Here is an 18,767-nt window from a genome sequence, read left to right as displayed (position 1 = left end):
TAAAACCGACCAATCCCAGCACTATTATTTTAAGCTACCGTTTGGTGGCTTTTTACATTATCCATAAATTCAATCAAGAATTGTATTAAGGATTTGTATACCATAATTGACATAGAAACCACCGGAAACGGTATTAGGGGAAATAAGATAACCGAGATTTCCATTTTCAAATTTGATGGTGAAGAAGTCGTGGACGAATTCACATCGCTTGTAAACCCTCAATCCCCCATACCCTATTTTATTACGGGACTTACTGGGATTGATGACCAAATGATTAGAGATGCCCCAACATTTGCAACGATTGCAGAAAAGGTTCAACAAATTACCAAAGACTGCATTTTTGTAGCACATTCCGTAAACTTTGACTATGGTGTCATTAAAGAAGAATTTAGGCAAACTGGCGTAGATTTTATTCGCAAAAAGCTTTGTACGGTTCGCTTGTCTAGAAATCTGATTCCAGGCTTACATTCTTATAGCTTGGGCAAGTTATGTTCGGCCATAAATATTCCTTTGGCAGATAGGCACAGGGCAAGAGGGGATGCACACGCTACAGTTTTGCTTTTTAAAAAACTGATAAATGCCCCGAATGCTCAAGATATCTTTAAAAAATTCTTGAATTCGAGAAGTCAAGAAGCAACATTACCACCGCATTTACCAAAAGTCGTTTTTAATAATATTCCCCAAAAGCCTGGAATCTATCACTTCAAAAATCGACAGGAAGAGATTATTTACGTGGGCAAAGCAAAAAACCTAAAGAAAAGGGTTTTGAGCCATTTTTATGACAAGAGCAACAGAGAAATCAAAATGTGCAGTGAAACCGCAAATATCGATTTTAAACTTTCGGGAAGTGAGTTGGTTGCCCTTCTCATGGAATCAACCGATATAAAGACCCACTATCCCATATACAACAGAGCTCAAAAAAGAAATGTAAAACAATACGCCATCTTTACTTATGAAGATCGTAAAGGAGTTTTGCACCTGGCCTACAACAGTAGTAAAGTTGTACCCAGACCGCTAAAGGTTTTTTATAACCAAACAGATTGTAGGGCTTATTTGGAAGAACTATGTAAAGTATTTGCATTATGTCCCAAATATTGCCATTTACAAGAGACCCATTCATCTTGTTCACACCACACTTTGAACTCTTGCGAAGGTATTTGTGCTTCCAAAGAAGCTGTGACCGACTATAATGCAAAAGTGGAAGCTGCTATTTCCAGCATTAAAGCTTCACAATCCGAAGTGCGCATTATTAAGGAGAAAGGTAGGAATATTGAAGAAAATGCAGTTGTGCTTATTGACTCTGGAGTCTATAAGGGTTATGGATTTATAGATAACCAGTTAGAAGTTTCGTCTATTGCTGATATTGAGGCTTTTATAATTCCTCAAAAGAATACGGTTGAAACAGATAGGATATTAAATTCTTATTTATTGAAAAAAAGTAGTGCAATCGAAAAACTTACCGTTTTCTCCGTTTGAAAAAACAACGTGCGGTCAATCTTTGATTTTCTTGTACATGCGCACAACAAAAAGCAGCCAAATCAGAAAGATTATGGCGACAATAATGGAATAAATAAGAACAAAATCCATTACTTTTTGTATTTCAAGTAATTCATAAAACCAAGTATGGTCGGTGCCCAAAATGCAATAAAAATTGCATCCAGTTTTTTTCCTTGAAGGAAAAGTGTTTCAGAGACGATAATTATCGAAACTACCACTAGGAGCATGATACAGTTCATAACCCCTACTCTCTCAATAAATTTTCGGAACATGTAAGCGTATTTCGTAAAATTACTCCTACTAAGATACTTATTATAACGGCTAGAAGCATGGAAAAATTGTGATTTCTTTAACAATTAAGATTTAGCATCAAAAAAATGCCCCAAAAAGGGGCATTTTATCAACCAACTAACAAAGAATACCTCAGAATTGGGCAGTCTCGGTACTTCCTTTCATAGCAACTGTACTTGATTTCCCCGAAGTAATAACATCTTGAACTTCGTCAAAATAACTGGTGCCAACAAAACCTTGATGTTTAACAGCCTTAAAACCATATTTCTGTAAAGCAAATTCTCGCTCTTGCAACTCAGAATACCCCGCCATTCCTTTTTCTTTATAGGCTTTGCTCAGCTCGAACATACTTGTGTTCAATGCATGAAAGCCTGCCAAGGTTATAAATTGGAATTTATAGCCCATCCCTGCTAATTCTTCCCTAAAAGTCTCCATCTCCTTTTTAGATAGCTTGGAAGCCCAGTTAAAAGAAGGCGAACAATTGTAAGCCAACATTTTATCGGGATATTTTGCATGAATGCCCTCAGCAAATTTTCTTGCCTGTTCCAAATCGGGTGTAGAGGTTTCCAACCAGATCAAATCTGCGAACGGTGTATAGCTCAATCCTCTATTAATGCCCTGTTCCAAGCCATTTTTTACATAGAAGAAACCTTCTGGGGAACGTTCCCCTGTAATGAATTCGTGGTCTCTTTCATCGATATCGCTTGTAAGCAGGTTAGCGGCATCCGCATCTGTTCGAGCTATTATCAATGTGGGAACTCCCATTACATCGGCAGCCAATCTTGCTGCAATTAATTTATTGATTGCTTCTTGGGTAGGCACCAGCACTTTGCCTCCAAGATGCCCACATTTTTTTGCAGAACTTAACTGATCTTCAAAATGAACACCTGCCGCCCCACTTTCAATCATGGATTTCATCAATTCAAAAGCGTTTAGATTTCCACCAAAACCGGCTTCGGCATCTGCGATTATGGGTACTAGATAATCCTTTTTATCCTCGGTTTCGTTTACCGTTTGAATCTGATCTGCCCGCAAAAGTGCATTATTGATTCTTTTAACCACCATTGGAACACTATTGGCAGGATACAATGATTGATCCGGGTACATTTCACCGGCCAAATTCGCATCTGCAGCCACTTGCCAACCGCTTAAATAAATTGCTTCTAACCCAGCCTCTACTTCTTGTATGGCCTGGTTACCTGTAAGAGCTCCCAAACCAGCGACAAAATCCTTACTGTTGAGTTGCTTCCAGAATTTTTCAGCTCCTATTCTAGCGATAGAATAATCAATTTCATAAGAACCCCTTAATTTAATGACTTCTTCAGCCGTATAAGGTCTTTCAACACCTTTCCACCTTGGGTTTACCATCCAATCCGTAAGTAATGCTTGGACTTTCTCCTTTTTTTCCATAATTTTAATTTTTCAATTTTGAACTTGAATCCCAGGTAATGTTCGCCCATTCTTGGGATTTTTTTATTTCTATTTTGATTACTCTATTTCCTGATAGGCCTTAAGCGTTAAAAATTCTTCAAACTCTCTGGCTTTAACTAGTTTATCAAACAACTTGAAAGCTTTTTCAAACTTGGTGGCACCTAAATTAGCTTCCCCTACCACATGAATAATTTTATCCATTTCTTCCCTAAAAATCTTGGCATACAGCTTGTCCGTAAACTTGCGCCCGTCTTCCAATAGCACATTAAACTTGCGCCACTGCCATATTTGGGTTCGTGAAATTTCTGCTGTTGCCGCATCTTCCATTAAATTGTAGAGTGCCACACATCCATTTCCCCTAAGCCATGCTTCTAGATACAATATGCCAACATTGATATTTTTTCGAATTCCTTTCTCGGTAATCGTTCCTTTTGGCACGGCTATCAAATCTTCTTCGGATATTTTATCTCCTTCTCTCAATACGTGTAGTTGATTGGCTCTTTTCATATGAGTATCAAATTCATCCTTAGCTATTTTTACCAATCCGGGATGGGCCACCCATGTACCATCATGGCCATTTTTGACCTCACGTTCTTTATCTGCACGTACTTTTTCCAAAGCAATTTTATTTGCTACAGGATTGCCCTTAATTGGAATTTGAGCTGCCATTCCACCAATTGCCAGAATACCTCTTTTGTGACAACGCTGAATCACTAATTTTGAATAAGCATCCATAAAAGGCACGGTCATCGTTACCTGATCACGATCGGGAAGGATAAATTCAGGATGGTTCCTAAACTTTTTTATATATGAAAAAATATAATCCCAACGCCCACAATTTAACCCAACAATATGATTTTTAAGCTCATAGATAATCTCGTCCAACTGAAAACTTGCTGTTATGGTTTCGACCAATACCGTAGCTTTAAATGTACCTACCGGAACACTTAGGTATTCTTCTGAAAACGAAAAGACCTCATCCCACCATCGTGCCTCTAGATAATGCTCTAGTTTTGGCAGATAAAAATAGGGAGCCGACCCACGTTCCATTAAGGTTCTGGTATTATGGAAGACATAGAGTGCAAAATCAAACAAACTTCCAGATACCTCTTCACCGTTGATCAAAATATGGCGTTCGTTCAAATGAAGTCCTCTAGGTCTTACCAAAAGCACAGCCACTTCATCATTAAGTTGATATGATTTATCTTTTTTGGAATCGTAAAACGATATTGTTCTTTTGTTCGCATCAATCAGGTTTTGCTGACCTTGCAAGCAATTATCCCAAGTAGGTGAATTGCTATCCTCAAAATCCGCCATAAACGTTTTTGCACCAGAGTTCAAGGCATTTATGACCATTTTTCGTTCCACTGGACCTGTAATCTCCACCCTACGGTCTTGTAAATCTTCGGGTATATACTTTACGCACCAATCCGTTTTCCTTGTTTCTTCTGTTTCTTTTGGAAATGATGGCATGACCCCTTCATCAAATAGCACCTGTTGTTTTAAACGTTCCTGTAATAACTGTAGCCGTTCCTTATTGAACTTTTGATGCAACTCTATCAAGAATTCCAATGCTCCGTCCATTAGCAATTCAGGATAATAGTTCGTCACCGTTTTTGAGAATTGTAAATCCGCTGGGGTAATCAATGCTTTTTCCATAACTAACTATTTTAGACATACAAGGATACTACAAAGTTTTTTCAAAAACAAGCGAACGTTCGCTAAATATAATATAATCGCTATTTTTATAATATTCGCAAAATATACTATCTTTGATTGCGAAAAATGGAAGAAGAATACATCAAACTAATTTTTGGGCTAAAACTCAAACAAATACGCGGAAAGAAAAACCTATCACTATTCGGGCTTTCTAAGCTTACCGGACTTTCCAAATCCTACCTGAACGAAATCGAGAAAGGAAAAAAGTATCCAAAAACCGATAAAATTGTCCTGCTTGCAGAGAAGCTAGAGGTGCCTTACGATAAAATGGTATCCTTAAAGCTGGATAAAAACCTAGCTCCCGTCGGGGAAATATTGCAATCCAAAGTATTAAAGGAGTTGCCACTGCACTTATTTGGGATTAAGGAAAGTGACCTTATCGATATTGTTGCCAATGCGCCGACCAAGGTAAATGCCTTTATCAGCACCATTATTGAAATTGCAAAACACTATGATTTTGGTAAGGAAAGCTTTTATCTTGCTTCCCTACGTTCGTACCAAGAAGCAAATCAAAACTTTTTTCCAGATTTGGAAAGTGCTGTTATTGATTTTGCAAAAGCATACCATATCAATATGGAAAAGTCCGTCTCTTCATCTGAGCTGGAAGAGATCCTAGTTGAAGAATACGGCTACACAATAAATAATGAAGACTTGATCACCTATAGGGAGTTGGATAATCTACGTTCTATTTTTGTTCCTAAAACAAAGACACTTTTAGTTGCCGACCATGTAGATGAGGCACAACGTACTTTTATTTACGCTAAAGAAATCGGTTATAATTATTTAAAAATCACAGAACGTTTGTATACGTTTACCTGGATCAAGTTTGAAAATTTTGACCAAGTACTCAACAATCTGTATGCCTCTTACTTTGCGGGTGCACTGATCATCCCCAGGCAATTGCTCAAACGTAATCTGGACGATTTTTTGGCAAAGCCAAAGTTCGACAAGACGTTTTTGGCTAAAATGACAAAGCGCTTCAATGCGTCTCCTGAGTCTTTATATCAACGATTGACAAACCTATTGCCTGCCGATTATCAGATGGAGAATATATTTTTCCTGCGATTTGCATATCTAAAAGGGAGTCAACACTTCGATATCACCAAAGAACTTCATCTTACCCATCAACACTCGCCCCACGGCAATGAGACCAATGAAAAGTACTGTCGCAGATGGGCTTCGGTTCGCGTACTACAAAAAATTGAAAAAACAGATGCTGAGCATGATATTGAAGTACAGATTTCCCACTATCCAGATGATAAATTCTCATATTTAATTTTTTCTTCTGCCACCAAAGATCCATTTAAAAAAGACATGTACCGAAGCGTGGGCATTGGATTGCTCATTAACGACCAACTGAAGCGAAAAGTAAGTTTTCTGGACGACAAAGCAATCAAAACCTATAATGTGGGTGTTACCTGCGAAAGATGCGCTATTGCGGATTGTGCCGAGCGAATGGCACCTGCATCAATCTTGCTCGAACAAGAAAAAAATGCCATGACCGAAGCTGCTGTAGATGAATTACAACAAAAATTCAGTTGACCTTCAAAGTTACTTTGAATCGGGCTGAATCCTTCAAATATTGAAATCCTTCGTGCAGCTTACTTTGTTCAACCGCATAGGGATAAAAAGTAATGGGTTCAATACAGACCATGTTGTTTACCTCCGTCCAACACATAAAATGTTCAAAGCCTTCGGTTTCAATGGTAATGGATTTTTTGTCTTTTAATATGATGGATTTACAATTGGCAACCTGCAAAGCTCTATTCCCAACCGCCAGAACCTCATCCAATGTGATTTCCTTTTCACCGGCAACTATTATCGGATTATCCGTATGAAGTTTGAATGCCGGGTGGTACCCTAACATAAAAGGCATATCACGTTCGCCTGTAATAATAAATGTGACTTCCAGTACTTCTCTGTTCAGGTTGAATGACTTTTCAAAACCAAAAGAGAAAGGCCACATCAACCATTGCTTATTCGATTTTTCAGGATACTTGGAATTTTTAATGGGCGTTCCAGCTTTATACTCTTTTTTATAGACTGCCGAAGTTTCTGTATTGGAAACAAGTTTGTACTCCAATTCCCGTAAAATACCGTGCTGATCTTGTGTAGCATTTCCTTTGGAGACCTGTACGTTAAAGTTTGCTTCATTTACCGGTCCAATGATAGGAAACATCTCCGTATCCGAACTTCTCCAACCCGGGCTTCCTTTTTGATGGATGAATTCGTGACCATTAACAACGTAGCTAACCAATTCCCCGTCATCAATACCGACCGTACTATTTTCGCTTTTTAGAGTTATCATTAGTTTGTATTGATAAGTCTGTAGATTAAGATTGCCGTACGTTTAGTTAAAGCTTCTATTGTATTTAGATTTACGGTTTCTTCAGGGGTGTGCGCCCCAGTGCCCATAGCTCCCAAACCATCTAGACAATCTACATATTCGGCAACGAAGGATGTATCTGCCGCACCGCGTTTCCCCGGATCATACGCCAAAACTTCGCCCTGTTCCAAATCGAGACTTACTTTATTTAAAACATTCAAAAGCGCCTTGTTTCCTTCTGTTGGCCCCATTGCTGGATAGCTATCTGTAAAGGTTATTTCAGCAGAAGTGTGTGGAAGATTATTGGATATGATATTTCGCATTTTTTCTCGTGCCCTTTCTTTTTGTTCTTCCGAAATAAAACGCAATCCTCCCCGTACTATAGCTTTTTGGGCAACTACATTGGTCTTCCCAAAAACATCGCCTTTACTTGTTGCACCATCAAAATTGACAAAAGTTCCTCCTAAAAGAGTACCGGGATTAAACGTGAGCAAATCTTCACCTTTGACATCGGTATAAAATTGATGTAAGATGCGCGACATCTCAAATATGGCTCCCGCTCCTACTCGCTCATTAAAGATTCCAGAGGAATGTGCTCGTTTACCTTTAACCTCGACCGCCCAACCCGAAGAACCCCGTCTGGCGACCGTGGCGTAATTAAAACCTGTAGAAGTTTCAAAACCCAAAGCAATATCACTGCGTTTTGCTGCATCGATCAAATCTTTCCTACTAACTTCTAAAGGCTTTCCGGTACTTTCTTCATCTCCGGTAAAGGCTGCGATAATCTGTGCCTTCTTTAACAATCCATTTTCGTGCAGCGCCTTTAATGCATAAAGCACGATAACGTTCCCTCCCTTCATATCATTGCCACCAGGTGCATGTGCAATGCTATCATTTACCATCTTAAAAGCTTGAAAAGGACTATCCTCTTCAAAAACAGTATCCAAATGCCCTATAAGCAATAATTTCTTTCCTTTTTTACCTGTAGTCTCTGCAAACAGATGTCCAGCACGGTTCATTTCCTGTGGCATATCAATCCAATTCGTCTGAAAGTTGATGTCTTCAAAAGCATCCTTAAAGACCATACCTACCTCTTTTACACCTTTGGCATTTAGTGTACCGCTATTGATATTGACTACCTTTTCTAGAAAGGATATAGCTTCGGAATTATTTTTCTCAACGGAAGTTATAATCTTCTTCTCGGTTTTTGAAAGATTTTGTGCAACTAGTGAGACAGTCAGCAAAAAACAGCTAACAGTTAGAAGATTCTTTAGTGACATAAGTTTGGATTTTAGCTCTAAAGTATAGAAAATTAATCTATATATCCTTTCTCGCGCATCCAATCATCATTAAACATTTTGCCAACATAACGACTGCCATGGTCATGGAAAAGTACTACGACAACATCATCTTTAGAGAAGTGTTCCTTTAATTGAAGTAAACCCTTAATGGCGGCTCCCGCCGAGTTCCCTAAAAACATGCCTTCTTCTTTTGCCAAACGTTGCGTATACACCGCTGCATCTTTATCGGTCACCTTTGTAAAGCCATCAATAATTCCAAAGTTTACATTCTTGGGCAATATGTCCTCCCCTATCCCCTCGGTCACATATGGATATATTTCATTTTCATCAAAAATACCCGTCTCATGATATTTTTTAAAGACAGAACCGTAGGTATCGATTCCCCATACCTTTACATTGGGATTTTGCTGTTTAAGATAACTGCCCACGCCAGAAATAGTTCCACCGGTACCTACACCAACTACAAAATGGGTTACTTTACCGTCGGTCTGTTCCCAAATCTCTGGACCTGTGCTTAAGTAGTGCGCTTTACAGTTGGATGGATTATCGTATTGGTTCACATACCAAGAATTGGGAATCTCCTTAGAAAGTCGTTTTGCTGTTGAATAATAACTACGTGGATCTTCTGGAGCTACATCTGTAGGGCAAACATGCACTTCGCTACCAACCGCCTTTAATATATCTATCTTTTCTTTTGATTGCTTATCGCTGATAACGCAAATCATTTTATAGCCTTTTACCACTGCTGCCAAGGCCAATCCCATCCCAGTGTTCCCAGATGTGCCCTCTATAATCGTTCCACCTGGCTTAAGAATTCCAGCAACTTCAGCATCTTCGACCATTTGCAAGGCCATCCTATCCTTAACGGAATTTCCCGGATTGAACGTTTCATATTTCGCCAACACCAAACAAGGTAATTCAGCGGTCAATGAATTCAATTTTACCAAGGGTGTTTTCCCAATGGTTTCAAGTATATTATTAGCGTATTCCATAATCGGCGCAAAGATAATCAAACGAGATTGAGTTCGTTGTTCGTTGTTCGTTGTTGGTTGTTGGTTGTTGGTTTAGAAAAAACATTTTTCACATTTGAACTTGCTTTTTGAACTTGTACTTGTACTTGTACTTGGGGTTTAGGGTTTAGGGTTTAGGGTTTAGGGTTTAGGGTTTAGGGTTTAGGAAAAAATAAAAATTAGAACTTGTACTTGAATTTTGAGTTTGTATTTGCACTTGTATTTGAATTTTTAGCTTGCGCTTGAACTTGAGATTTGAACTTGAACCTCACTCAAACTTAATGGCCTTTACCGGAGTTATTTTAGTGATGATGTACGAAGGCAATAAAAGCATTAACAAACACAAGAGCATAACACCTAGGTTCAAAAACAGAACCATAGGCACATCGATATGAACAGGAATGTATTCGATATAATATTCTTCAGGATTGGGGAATTTAAATAATCGATACTTGTTTTGAAGGTACAACAATCCCAAACCAATACCATTGCCCCAAAGTAGTCCTATAGCAATCAGATAGGTGGCATTGTACAAAAACACCTTTCGAATGCTCCAATTCTCTGACCCCAATGCTTTTAAAACCCCAATCATCTGCGTACGCTCTAAAATAAGTACCAACAAGGCAGTGATCATATTGATTCCTCCAACAATGATCATGATGCCTATGATCAGAGCTATATTAAAGTCGAATAATCCTATCCACTCAAAAATCCTGAAGTATTTCGTCTTTATATTTTGTGTGTCGAGATTAGAGAGCGTTTTTCCGTAGATTTCATTGCTTTTTTCTTCCAACTGATTGAAATCTTCCAGAAAAACCTCAAAGTTCCCAATTTCATCAGCTTTCCATTTGTTCATACGTTGAATGTGACGGATATCAACAAAAACATAGGTGCCATCAAACTCCTCAAAACCGCTATCATAAATGCCAACTATGTTAAACTTTCTATTATTGGGGACTTTTGAAGCATCTCCATCTTTTAGAAAAAAAGAGAAAAAAGTATCGTTAACTTTAAGTTGCAACCGATTTGCCATGATTCTGGAAATCAAAACCTCATCATTTAGCTTACCACCATAATCGGGCAATCGACCATCTACTACAAATTCTTCAAAAGCATTCCAATTGTAATCCCGCCCTACACCCTTGGCCAGCATTCCTTCAAAAGTATCTTCGGTTCTAATGATACCGCCTTTTGTAGCTACAGCTTGCACATGGGCAATACCATCAACATCACTAAACTTTGGATAAAAATCTTGATTTAAGGAGATAGGTTCTACAGAAACATCCGAAGTATTATTATCGTAATTCGAAATTTGGATATGCCCGTTAAAAGCAGCAACTTTTTCACGGATCTTTTGTTTAAGGCCCACACCAGTTGCAATAGCGATCAGCATCATTACGATTCCAATGGCAATTGCTGCAATGGCAATTTTTATTATAGGAGCGGATATACTAATTTTATGCTCCTTCCCTGTAATAAGGCGCTTGGCAATAAACAATTCTAAATTCAACGAATGTCCATTTTATCTGTTTTCAAAAGTACTGTTTTATTGTTGTTTTTACTGATTTCTTCATGTAGAGGACAGGAAAAGCAACCAAAAAATACATCAGTTCATATAGCAAAGGACACTTTACCAGAAGTCCAGGTGGCAGCTAACAGGACAGCTGCTTATGTTCATTTGCTATATGACAAAGCTATTGGAGTAGTGGCCAATCAAACCAGTGTTATTTTCAAAAAAGCGGGCAACACGCATTTAGTGGATTCTTTGATCTCCCTCAATGTCAATATTAAAACAGTCTTCGCGCCAGAACATGGATTTCGCGGAAAAGCAGATGCTGGTGAAGTGGTCAAGGACGGCATCGATACTAAAACCGGACTTCCCATTGTTTCCTTATATGGAAAAAACAAAAAACCTTCCAAGGAACAATTACAGGACTTGGATATTGTTGTTTTTGACATTCAAGATGTGGGGGTGCGGTTCTATACGTATATCGCAACATTGCAATTAGTGATGGAAGCTTGTGCTGAAAATAACATTCCCATAATTGTGTTGGACAGACCCAATCCCAATGCAAGTTATGTTGATGGACCGACAATGAAAAAAGAACATACAAGCTTTTTGGGAATGACCACGATTCCTCTAGTTTATGGAATGACCATTGGGGAATATGCAAAAATGATCAATACGGAAGGGTGGCTCACTGATGGAGTTATTGCTGATTTGACCATCATTCCTATTGAGAATTATACCCGAAATACCGATTATAGCTTATCGATTAGACCATCGCCCAACTTACCCAACGATACTTCCATACATCTATATCCCAGCTTAGGGCTTTTTGAGGGAACCAATGTAAATGCCGGGAGAGGTACCGAGTTTCAATTTCAACGCTATGGAGCATCGTTTTTGGACAGTACCCAATATGATTTCAGTTATGTACCTCAACCAAATTTTGGGTCCAAGTATCCAAAAGAAGAAGGCAAAACATGTTTTGGAAGGGATCTATCTAAAGAAAAACGCATGAATACCATGTCCTTAAAGTGGTTGATTGATGCATATACAAACACCTCGGATAAGTCAAAATTCTTCAAGACCGAATCCTTCACCAAACATTCGGGCACCCCTGAGTTACAAAAACAAATTGAAGCTGGACTTTCAGAAGATGGGATAAAAGCTACTTGGCAAGAAGAATTGGAGACCTTTAAAGCTATCCGAAAAAAATATCTGATTTACGACTAATCACTTGTGGTCGGCTTGCGGTATTTGTGAAAAGGCTGCTTTAACAAACCAATAATGCTACTGTTCTCTTTCTCATCAGGAAAAGTATCAACTCCATAGACTATTTTATCCACATCCATTTTCATGTATGTCCCAAAAAGCCTGTCCCAAATCGAAAAGATGTTTCCGTAATTGGAATCGGTATAGGGAAGTTGGTAATGATGGTGCACTTTATGCATATCCGGACTTATAATAATCCAACTTATGGCATCATCAACCTTTTTTGGCAAGCGTATATTGGCGTGATTGAACTGTGAAAGCACCACAGACAGACTTTGGTAGAGCATAATGATACCTATTGGCGCTCCAACAATGAAAACGCCTATCAAGGTAAATGTATAACGAATCAGGCTTTCTAAAGGATGATGTCTATTGGCTGTTGTGGTATCTACATTATGGTCGGAATGATGTACCAAATGCACCATCCAAAGGGGTTTTACCTTGTGTTCCACCAAATGTGCAGTATAGGCTCCTATCAAATCCAATAGCATGACACCCAACAAAACGTATAACCATAACGGCATTTCCGGAAGCCAATTAATAATTCCAAACTCATTTTCCACTGACCAATCCGCTGTTTTCAATAGTAAAAACGCCAAAGGAAAATTGACAATTATTGTTGTAAGCGTAAAGAAAAAATTAGGAACGGAATGACGCCACTTTTTGTAATCAACACTAAAGAGCGGTACTATGCCTTCCAAAACCCAAAAAAAGGTAATTCCACCGATTAGAATTAGGCTTCGGTGCAATGCGGGTATATTTTCGAAATAGGTGATTATCTGCTCCATACCTTCAAATATAAGAAATCGTCAAAACTTGATTTTACGCTTCATTTCTTCGACAATATTAAAGGCGGCGGGGCAAATAGCAACGTTCTTTAAAGTAAGGTTAGTAATCTGTTGAAACTTTTTTCGGTCTGTATGGGGAAACTCACGGCATGCTTTAGGACGCACCGAATAAATGGAACAGTAATTATCATCTCCCAAGAATGTACAAGGGACTTCTTTTAGTACATAGTCGTTGTCTTCATCGACCCGAAGGTATTCATCAATGAACTGCGAAGGTTTCTTTCTAAAGTACTTAGCTATTCGCTCAACATCGGCATTGGTGAAAAGAGGCCCTGTTGTCTTACAGCAATTGGCACAAGTGAGGCAATCCGTGCGTTGAAATTCTGCATCATGAAGGTCCTGCATAACATAATCCAAATCTTTTGGAGGACGTTTTCTGAGCTTCGCAAAAAATCTTTTATTCTCTGCATGCTTTTCTTTTGCTTTTTTAGGCAATTGCTCAAATTCCTTCTTCATCATGAAGCAAACTTAAAAAATGGATTTCATTTAAACCCTTATCTTCGATTAAAGTCCCATTTTTGCAGTATTCGATTTTAATGTATGGAAGATATTTTTGGTACAGCTTTACTGGATTATCAGAATAAAAACTATTCAGAAGATATAAAAACCTATTCTTCACTTGATGAGGAAGATGTTATCCCGCTACCCTACCTGTTCCGCAGCTATAATGAAATGCCACTCTTGGAGCAAAAAGCGTTACGTTTGGCAAAGGGAAAAGTATTGGATATAGGCTGTGGTGCAGGAAGTCATGCACTATACCTTCAAAATAAAGGATTGGAAGTTACCGCTTTGGACACCTCAAAAGGAGCGATAGAAGTTTGCAAAGAAAGGGGTGTAAAAACAACCGTACAAAATACCATACTCAACTATAACGAATCAAAATTTGATACTTTATTATTACTTATGAACGGCATTGGTTTGGCAGGAAAGTTGATAGACTTAGCTAAGTTTATGAGTCATTTAAAATCATTGTTATTGCCAAACGGGCAAATTCTATTGGATTCAAGCGATATCATCTACATGTTCGACCAAGATGAAGATGGTGGGTTTTGGGTTCCCAACAATTTAGAGTATTATGGAGAGGTATGTTTTACATTGGAATATAAAGGACATAAAGGACCACCGTTAAATTGGCTCTATGTTGATTTTAATACGTTAAAAAACGCATGTGAAACCAATGGATTTAATTGCGAGCTTGTAAGCCAAGGGAAACATTACGACTATTTGGCAAGACTTTCGTTACCTGTATAATAGAATTCGCCCATTGGCGTTTTCATTACATATCATTTTGCTATGAAAAAGAAAAATCTGATTCTTCTATTAATTGTTTTGGCATTTGCCAGTAGCTGTTCCAATGATTCGGACGATGACTCCAATTCCTCAGCAACTGTAAACAAAACACCTAACTTACAAGCTACAGGGTCTTCTGCGAACGATATTTTATCTAATGTGAATTTTGATAAACTATTGATTGAAATTACCTATGTTCGCGGATTTCGCCCTACAGAAACCTCAATTGATAATTTTGTGGGCTATCTATCCGATAGGACTTTTAAAACGGATATTGAAGTTACATATAGGGAATTACCCTCTCCAAATGAGGAAACACTGATTTTGGACGAAATTGCGGATTTAGAGGAAGAAAATAGAACAGCATACAACGACGGTAGCACTTTGGCCATCTACATTTATTTTGCAGATGCACCATCAGATGGTGATGATTTGGACGAAGGCTTGGTTACTTTAGGAGCTGTATACAGAAATACTTCCATGATAATTTACGAATCCACCATAAGGAGTTTGGCAAGTAGGAGCTCGGCAATAACTGTTACAGATGTTGAGACGGCCACGTTAAATCATGAATTTGGACATTTATTCGGATTGGTAAACTTAGGTACTGAAGCCATTAATGAACATGAAGACATTCAAAGGGACGAGAATGGCAATCCCGTCCTGGATGATAATGGCAACCCTATTGGTAATGATCATTGTAACGTTGAAGGTTGCCTAATGCGCGCTGAATTGGTATTTGGAAGTTCCGCAGCAAGAATGCTGAGTTTAGCCGGAAAGACTTCAGGGTTGCGTTCGGCATGTAACTTAAATGGGAATACAATCCTAAAAATGCTGGAAAGCAATGTCGCTAGAGGGTCTGCTGCAGTTCCACGTCTTGATGCCGAATGTATTTTGGATTTACAAAACAACGGCGGACGCTAATTTAACCTCCTAGGGGATATTCAAGTATTTATGGGTTTGTAAGGATACTTTCCACTTTGGATGCTCCATAACGTAATCCACAATTAGTGGAACCATTTTTTCACGCACACTCCACTCTGGCTGTAAATACAAAATACAATCTCCATTAACTTTTGCAGCTTGCTCCTCAGCGAATATAAAATCGTGCTTATTGAAAATTATAACCTTCAATTCGTGGGCAACGCTATAAACTTCATCAACAGGGAGCTTATTCTTTTTAGGTGAAAGACAAATCCAGTCCCAAATACCTGTTAGCGGATATGCCCCAGAAGTTTCAATATGGGTTTTTAGGTTCATGTTCTTCAATCCAGAGGTCAATGGCCCCATATCCCAAGTGAGCGGCTCACCACCTGTAACAACAATAGTATCTGAATATTTGGCAGCATTCTCAACAATACTTCCAATTTGAGTAGGTGGATGTGTATCGGCATTCCAGCTTTCTTTTACATCGCACCAATGGCAACCTACATCGCAGCCACCAACACGTATAAAATAAGCAGCCGTACCTTTATGAAACCCCTCTCCTTGGATAGTGTAGAACTCTTCCATTAAAGGAAGCATCAACCCTTTTTCCACCAAATCCATAACCTGTTCTGAAACCATTTTGCAAAGATAGGTTGGATGGTTGGATTTTCCGATTAGTAGGTTTCTGGAATCAGTATTCCTAAAAAAGGGATTTTAGAACAATCTGTCTGTAATCATCGGTTATCTGACAGCGACAACCTCAATCTCAATTTTGGCGTTTCTTGCCAATCCACTAGCTGCAAAAGTGGTTCTTGCAGGCTTTTTTGTAAAAAACTTGGAGTACACTTCGTTAAACGCACCAAAATCATCCATAGTACTTAAGATAACGGTACATTTTACAACATTTTCCAATTTCATATCATGTTGTGCCAATACAGCTTCAATATTTTTGATCACCTGTACGGTCTCACCTTTTATGCCACCTTCGACCATGGTTCTGGTAGAATGGTCCATTCCTATTTGTCCTGCCAAAAAGAAAAGGTTTCCTGCTTGCACCACATCACTAAAAGGAGCTTTTTGTTTTTTTACTTCATGCGATTTGTGAAAAACAATTTCCGTGGTTTCCTGAGCATATGACGTAGCAAATATTCCAAGCATGAGAACAGAAAGAAAAAAACGTTGAACCAGTTTCATAATCGTGTTTTTAGATTTGTTTAAAATTACCCTATTTTTATCAGAAATTGAAGTCCATGGAAGGCAAAGAAAAATTCTTTGAACATATTGAAAAAGGCTACACGACCAAAGGTGATTTTATAACCATGGGCGCAGGAATCCTTAATGGTGAAACTGTCACCAATGCCTTAGTAAAGATTCCGTTGAAAACTCTTAACCGCCATGGGTTGATTGCTGGAGCAACAGGTACGGGAAAGACCAAGACACTCCAAGTGATTGCCGAGAATTTATCGGACAAGGGAATTCCAGTATTGTTAATGGACCTAAAGGGTGATCTAAGTGGTATAGCACAACCCAGTCCTGGCCATCCCAAAATAGATGAGCGTCATGAAAAAATTGGAATCCCTTTTAATGCGACCGCATTTCCTGTAGAAATTTTATCCCTTTCAGAACAAAATGGGGTTCGTTTACGTGCCACGGTCTCAGAATTTGGTCCTGTATTGCTTTCAAGAATTTTGGACCTAACGGTCACACAAGAAGGTATTGTCGCGGTTGTTTTTAAATATTGCGACGATAACAAACTTCCATTATTGGATTTAAAGGATTTTAAAAAAGTATTGCAATATGCCACTGGCGAAGGGAAGAAAGAATTTCAGGAATCCTATGGAAGAATCTCAACCAGCTCTACGGGAACTATTTTAAGGAAAATCATAGAGCTGGAGCAACAAGGGGCAGATTTGTTCTTTGGTGAAAAATCATTCGAAGTGGACGACCTGGTTCGGATAGATGAAAATGGTAGAGGTTTTATCAACATCATTAGATTGACCGACATTCAAGATAAGCCCAAACTTTTTTCAACCTTTATGTTGAGTCTTTTGGCTGAAATTTACAGTACATTCCCAGAACAAGGTGATAGTGACAGACCAGAACTGATTCTTTTTATAGATGAAGCCCATCTGATTTTCAAGGAAGCGTCAAAGGCGTTATTGGACCAGATTGAAAGTATCGTAAAACTAATCCGTTCCAAGGGTATTGGGCTCTATTTTGTAACACAGAACCCAACCGATGTCCCAGATGCAGTTTTGTCACAGTTGGGGCTTAAAGTACAGCATGCGCTTAGAGCCTTCACGGCGAAGGATAGAAAAGCCATTAAACTTACTGCCGAAAATTATCCAGATTCTGAATTTTATGATACCAAAGAGGTCTTGACATCATTAGGAATTGGTGAAGCCTTAATTTCTGCTTTGGATGAAAAGGGAAGACCTACGCCACTTGCGGCCACTATGCTACGCGCGCCCATGAGCAGAATGGACGTTTTAACGAATACTGAGCTAAAAGATGTTTTGGGCAAGTCCAAACTCATTAAAAAATACAATGAGGATATTGATAGGGAAAGTGCCTATGAAATTCTCAATGAAAAAATAGAAGTAGCCGAGAAAGAGGCCGAAAAAGAGAAAGAAAAAAAAGCTACATCCAGAAGAAGTACCTCTGCCAGAAAGAGCACCCGAATGAATCCTGTTGTAAAGGTGTTGACCAGTGCTACTTTTATTCGCGGTGTACTTGGAGTCTTAAAAAAAGTTATCCGTTAGTTGTTAGTTGTTAGTTGTTAGTTGTTAGTTGAATGAAAAAATTAATATTGGTATTTGGTGTTTTGAATTTGTTGGTTTTTCTTGGATGCCAAGAAAAAGATACTACATTCTTAATTTCAGAAAATAGTGTCGGTATGCTTTTGAATACGACACCTATAAATGATTTAGAAACTGTTTTTGTGCAAGATTCTATTGTAAAAGACACTTTGAATCTTAAAATTGGAACAAGAACAAGAAAAGTGAAGGTATTTGAAAAAGGTGGGAAACATCTATTGACACTGACACCTAGTTTGGATAGCATACCGACCGTAGAGAATGTGCGAATCTTTGATATACGGTATGAAACCGAAAAAGGTATTGGGCTGGCCAGTACTTTTGGAGAAATTCAGCAAAAATATCCCATCAAAAAAATTGTGACCACTATAAAAAGCATTGTGGTTTTCCCGAAGGGCAGCAATATTTATTTTACCATCGACAAGGAGGAATTGCCCGCTAATCTTCGATACGGCACTTCAACTATTGAGGCGGTTCAAATACCCGATGATGCCAAAATAAAATACATGATGTTGGGATGGGATTAAGCTAG

The 18,767-nt window shown here is 38.6% G+C and carries 17 protein-coding genes; 7 read left to right on the top strand and 10 right to left on the bottom strand.

The window, feature by feature from the left end; all coding sequences use genetic code 11:
* Nucleotides 1–93 precede the first annotated feature (93 nt).
* A complete protein-coding gene (locus KIM67_RS05290; RefSeq protein WP_213830302.1) occupies nucleotides 94–1,476 on the top strand; it encodes an exonuclease domain-containing protein in 1,383 nt (460 codons plus the stop codon).
* 444 nt (nucleotides 1,477–1,920) lie between these two features.
* Here the strand turns inward: KIM67_RS05290 and aceA are convergent, their stop codons facing one another.
* Together aceA and aceB are read right to left on the bottom strand one after the other, a co-directional pair.
* The gene (gene aceA / locus KIM67_RS05285; RefSeq protein WP_250149159.1) at nucleotides 1,921–3,198 is read right to left on the bottom strand and encodes an isocitrate lyase; all 1,278 of its coding nucleotides are present in this window, start codon (nucleotides 3,196–3,198) and stop codon (nucleotides 1,921–1,923) included.
* Between the two features lie 78 nt (nucleotides 3,199–3,276).
* A complete protein-coding gene (gene aceB / locus KIM67_RS05280; protein WP_213830301.1) occupies nucleotides 3,277–4,878 on the bottom strand; it encodes a malate synthase A in 1,602 nt (533 codons plus the stop codon).
* A gap of 126 nt (nucleotides 4,879–5,004) precedes the next feature.
* Between aceB and KIM67_RS05275 the strand changes: the two genes are divergently transcribed.
* A complete protein-coding gene (locus tag KIM67_RS05275; protein ID WP_213830300.1) occupies nucleotides 5,005–6,480 on the top strand; it encodes a helix-turn-helix domain-containing protein in 1,476 nt (491 codons plus the stop codon).
* Here KIM67_RS05275 and KIM67_RS05270 read toward each other — a convergent pair.
* The 4 genes from KIM67_RS05270 to KIM67_RS05255 all read right to left on the bottom strand — a co-directional run bounded on the left by KIM67_RS05270 (nucleotide 6,473) and on the right by KIM67_RS05255 (nucleotide 11,085).
* Nucleotides 6,473–7,246, bottom strand: coding sequence for an aldose 1-epimerase (locus KIM67_RS05270; protein WP_213830299.1), 774 nt, complete (start codon nucleotides 7,244–7,246; stop codon nucleotides 6,473–6,475). The two genes, KIM67_RS05275 and KIM67_RS05270, sit on opposite strands and share 8 nt — an antisense overlap.
* Complete coding sequence (locus tag KIM67_RS05265) at nucleotides 7,246–8,544, bottom strand: M20/M25/M40 family metallo-hydrolase (RefSeq protein ID WP_213830298.1); 1,299 nt, start codon at nucleotides 8,542–8,544, stop codon at nucleotides 7,246–7,248. Before KIM67_RS05265 ends, KIM67_RS05270 begins: the two co-directional genes overlap by 1 nt.
* A gap of 32 nt (nucleotides 8,545–8,576) precedes the next feature.
* Nucleotides 8,577–9,557, bottom strand: coding sequence for a PLP-dependent cysteine synthase family protein (locus tag KIM67_RS05260; RefSeq protein ID WP_213830297.1), 981 nt, complete (start codon nucleotides 9,555–9,557; stop codon nucleotides 8,577–8,579).
* Nucleotides 9,558–9,843: 286 nt separating this feature from the next.
* A complete protein-coding gene (locus tag KIM67_RS05255; protein WP_213830296.1) occupies nucleotides 9,844–11,085 on the bottom strand; it encodes an ABC transporter permease in 1,242 nt (413 codons plus the stop codon).
* A gap of 3 nt (nucleotides 11,086–11,088) precedes the next feature.
* Between KIM67_RS05255 and KIM67_RS05250 the strand changes: the two genes are divergently transcribed.
* Nucleotides 11,089–12,315: an exo-beta-N-acetylmuramidase NamZ domain-containing protein gene (locus tag KIM67_RS05250; protein WP_213830295.1), complete on the top strand. Its 1,227-nt coding sequence runs from the start codon at nucleotides 11,089–11,091 to the stop codon at nucleotides 12,313–12,315.
* Here the strand turns inward: KIM67_RS05250 and KIM67_RS05245 are convergent.
* Nucleotides 12,312–13,142: a sterol desaturase family protein gene (locus tag KIM67_RS05245; protein WP_213830294.1), complete on the bottom strand. Its 831-nt coding sequence runs from the start codon at nucleotides 13,140–13,142 to the stop codon at nucleotides 12,312–12,314. The two genes, KIM67_RS05250 and KIM67_RS05245, sit on opposite strands and share 4 nt — an antisense overlap.
* Before the next feature lie 21 nt (nucleotides 13,143–13,163).
* Nucleotides 13,164–13,658, bottom strand: a complete 495-nt coding sequence (locus KIM67_RS05240) for a YkgJ family cysteine cluster protein (RefSeq protein WP_213830356.1) — start codon at nucleotides 13,656–13,658, stop codon at nucleotides 13,164–13,166.
* A gap of 84 nt (nucleotides 13,659–13,742) precedes the next feature.
* Between KIM67_RS05240 and KIM67_RS05235 the strand changes: the two genes are divergently transcribed.
* Nucleotides 13,743–14,453: a bifunctional 2-polyprenyl-6-hydroxyphenol methylase/3-demethylubiquinol 3-O-methyltransferase UbiG gene (locus KIM67_RS05235; RefSeq protein ID WP_213830293.1), complete on the top strand. Its 711-nt coding sequence runs from the start codon at nucleotides 13,743–13,745 to the stop codon at nucleotides 14,451–14,453.
* Between the two features lie 42 nt (nucleotides 14,454–14,495).
* Nucleotides 14,496–15,416 carry a hypothetical protein gene (locus KIM67_RS05230; RefSeq protein WP_213830292.1) on the top strand — a complete coding sequence of 307 codons (921 nt, stop codon included), beginning with the start codon at nucleotides 14,496–14,498 and terminating at the stop codon, nucleotides 15,414–15,416.
* Nucleotides 15,417–15,425: 9 nt separating this feature from the next.
* On the opposite strand, the gene KIM67_RS05225 is transcribed toward KIM67_RS05230, so the two are convergent.
* Both KIM67_RS05225 and KIM67_RS05220 read right to left on the bottom strand, forming a co-directional pair.
* Nucleotides 15,426–16,058: a 7-carboxy-7-deazaguanine synthase QueE gene (locus tag KIM67_RS05225; RefSeq protein ID WP_213830291.1), complete on the bottom strand. Its 633-nt coding sequence runs from the start codon at nucleotides 16,056–16,058 to the stop codon at nucleotides 15,426–15,428.
* 102 nt (nucleotides 16,059–16,160) lie between these two features.
* Nucleotides 16,161–16,613, bottom strand: a complete 453-nt coding sequence (locus KIM67_RS05220) for a RidA family protein (RefSeq protein ID WP_213830290.1) — start codon at nucleotides 16,611–16,613, stop codon at nucleotides 16,161–16,163.
* A 56-nt stretch (nucleotides 16,614–16,669) separates the two neighbouring features.
* Here KIM67_RS05220 and KIM67_RS05215 point away from each other — a divergent pair, with 56 nt between their 5' ends.
* Both KIM67_RS05215 and KIM67_RS05210 read left to right on the top strand, forming a co-directional pair.
* Nucleotides 16,670–18,181, top strand: a complete 1,512-nt coding sequence (locus KIM67_RS05215) for a helicase HerA-like domain-containing protein (protein ID WP_163418060.1) — start codon at nucleotides 16,670–16,672, stop codon at nucleotides 18,179–18,181.
* 32 nt (nucleotides 18,182–18,213) lie between these two features.
* Nucleotides 18,214–18,762: a hypothetical protein gene (locus KIM67_RS05210; RefSeq protein ID WP_213830289.1), complete on the top strand. Its 549-nt coding sequence runs from the start codon at nucleotides 18,214–18,216 to the stop codon at nucleotides 18,760–18,762.
* Nucleotides 18,763–18,767: the final 5 nt, after the last annotated feature.

This window comes from Flagellimonas sp. 389 (assembly GCF_018449435.1).
GTDB lineage: Bacteria > Bacteroidota > Bacteroidia > Flavobacteriales > Flavobacteriaceae > Flagellimonas.
The sequence above is the reverse complement of the archived record's forward strand: the minus strand, read 5'-3'. Positions and strand labels throughout refer to the sequence as shown.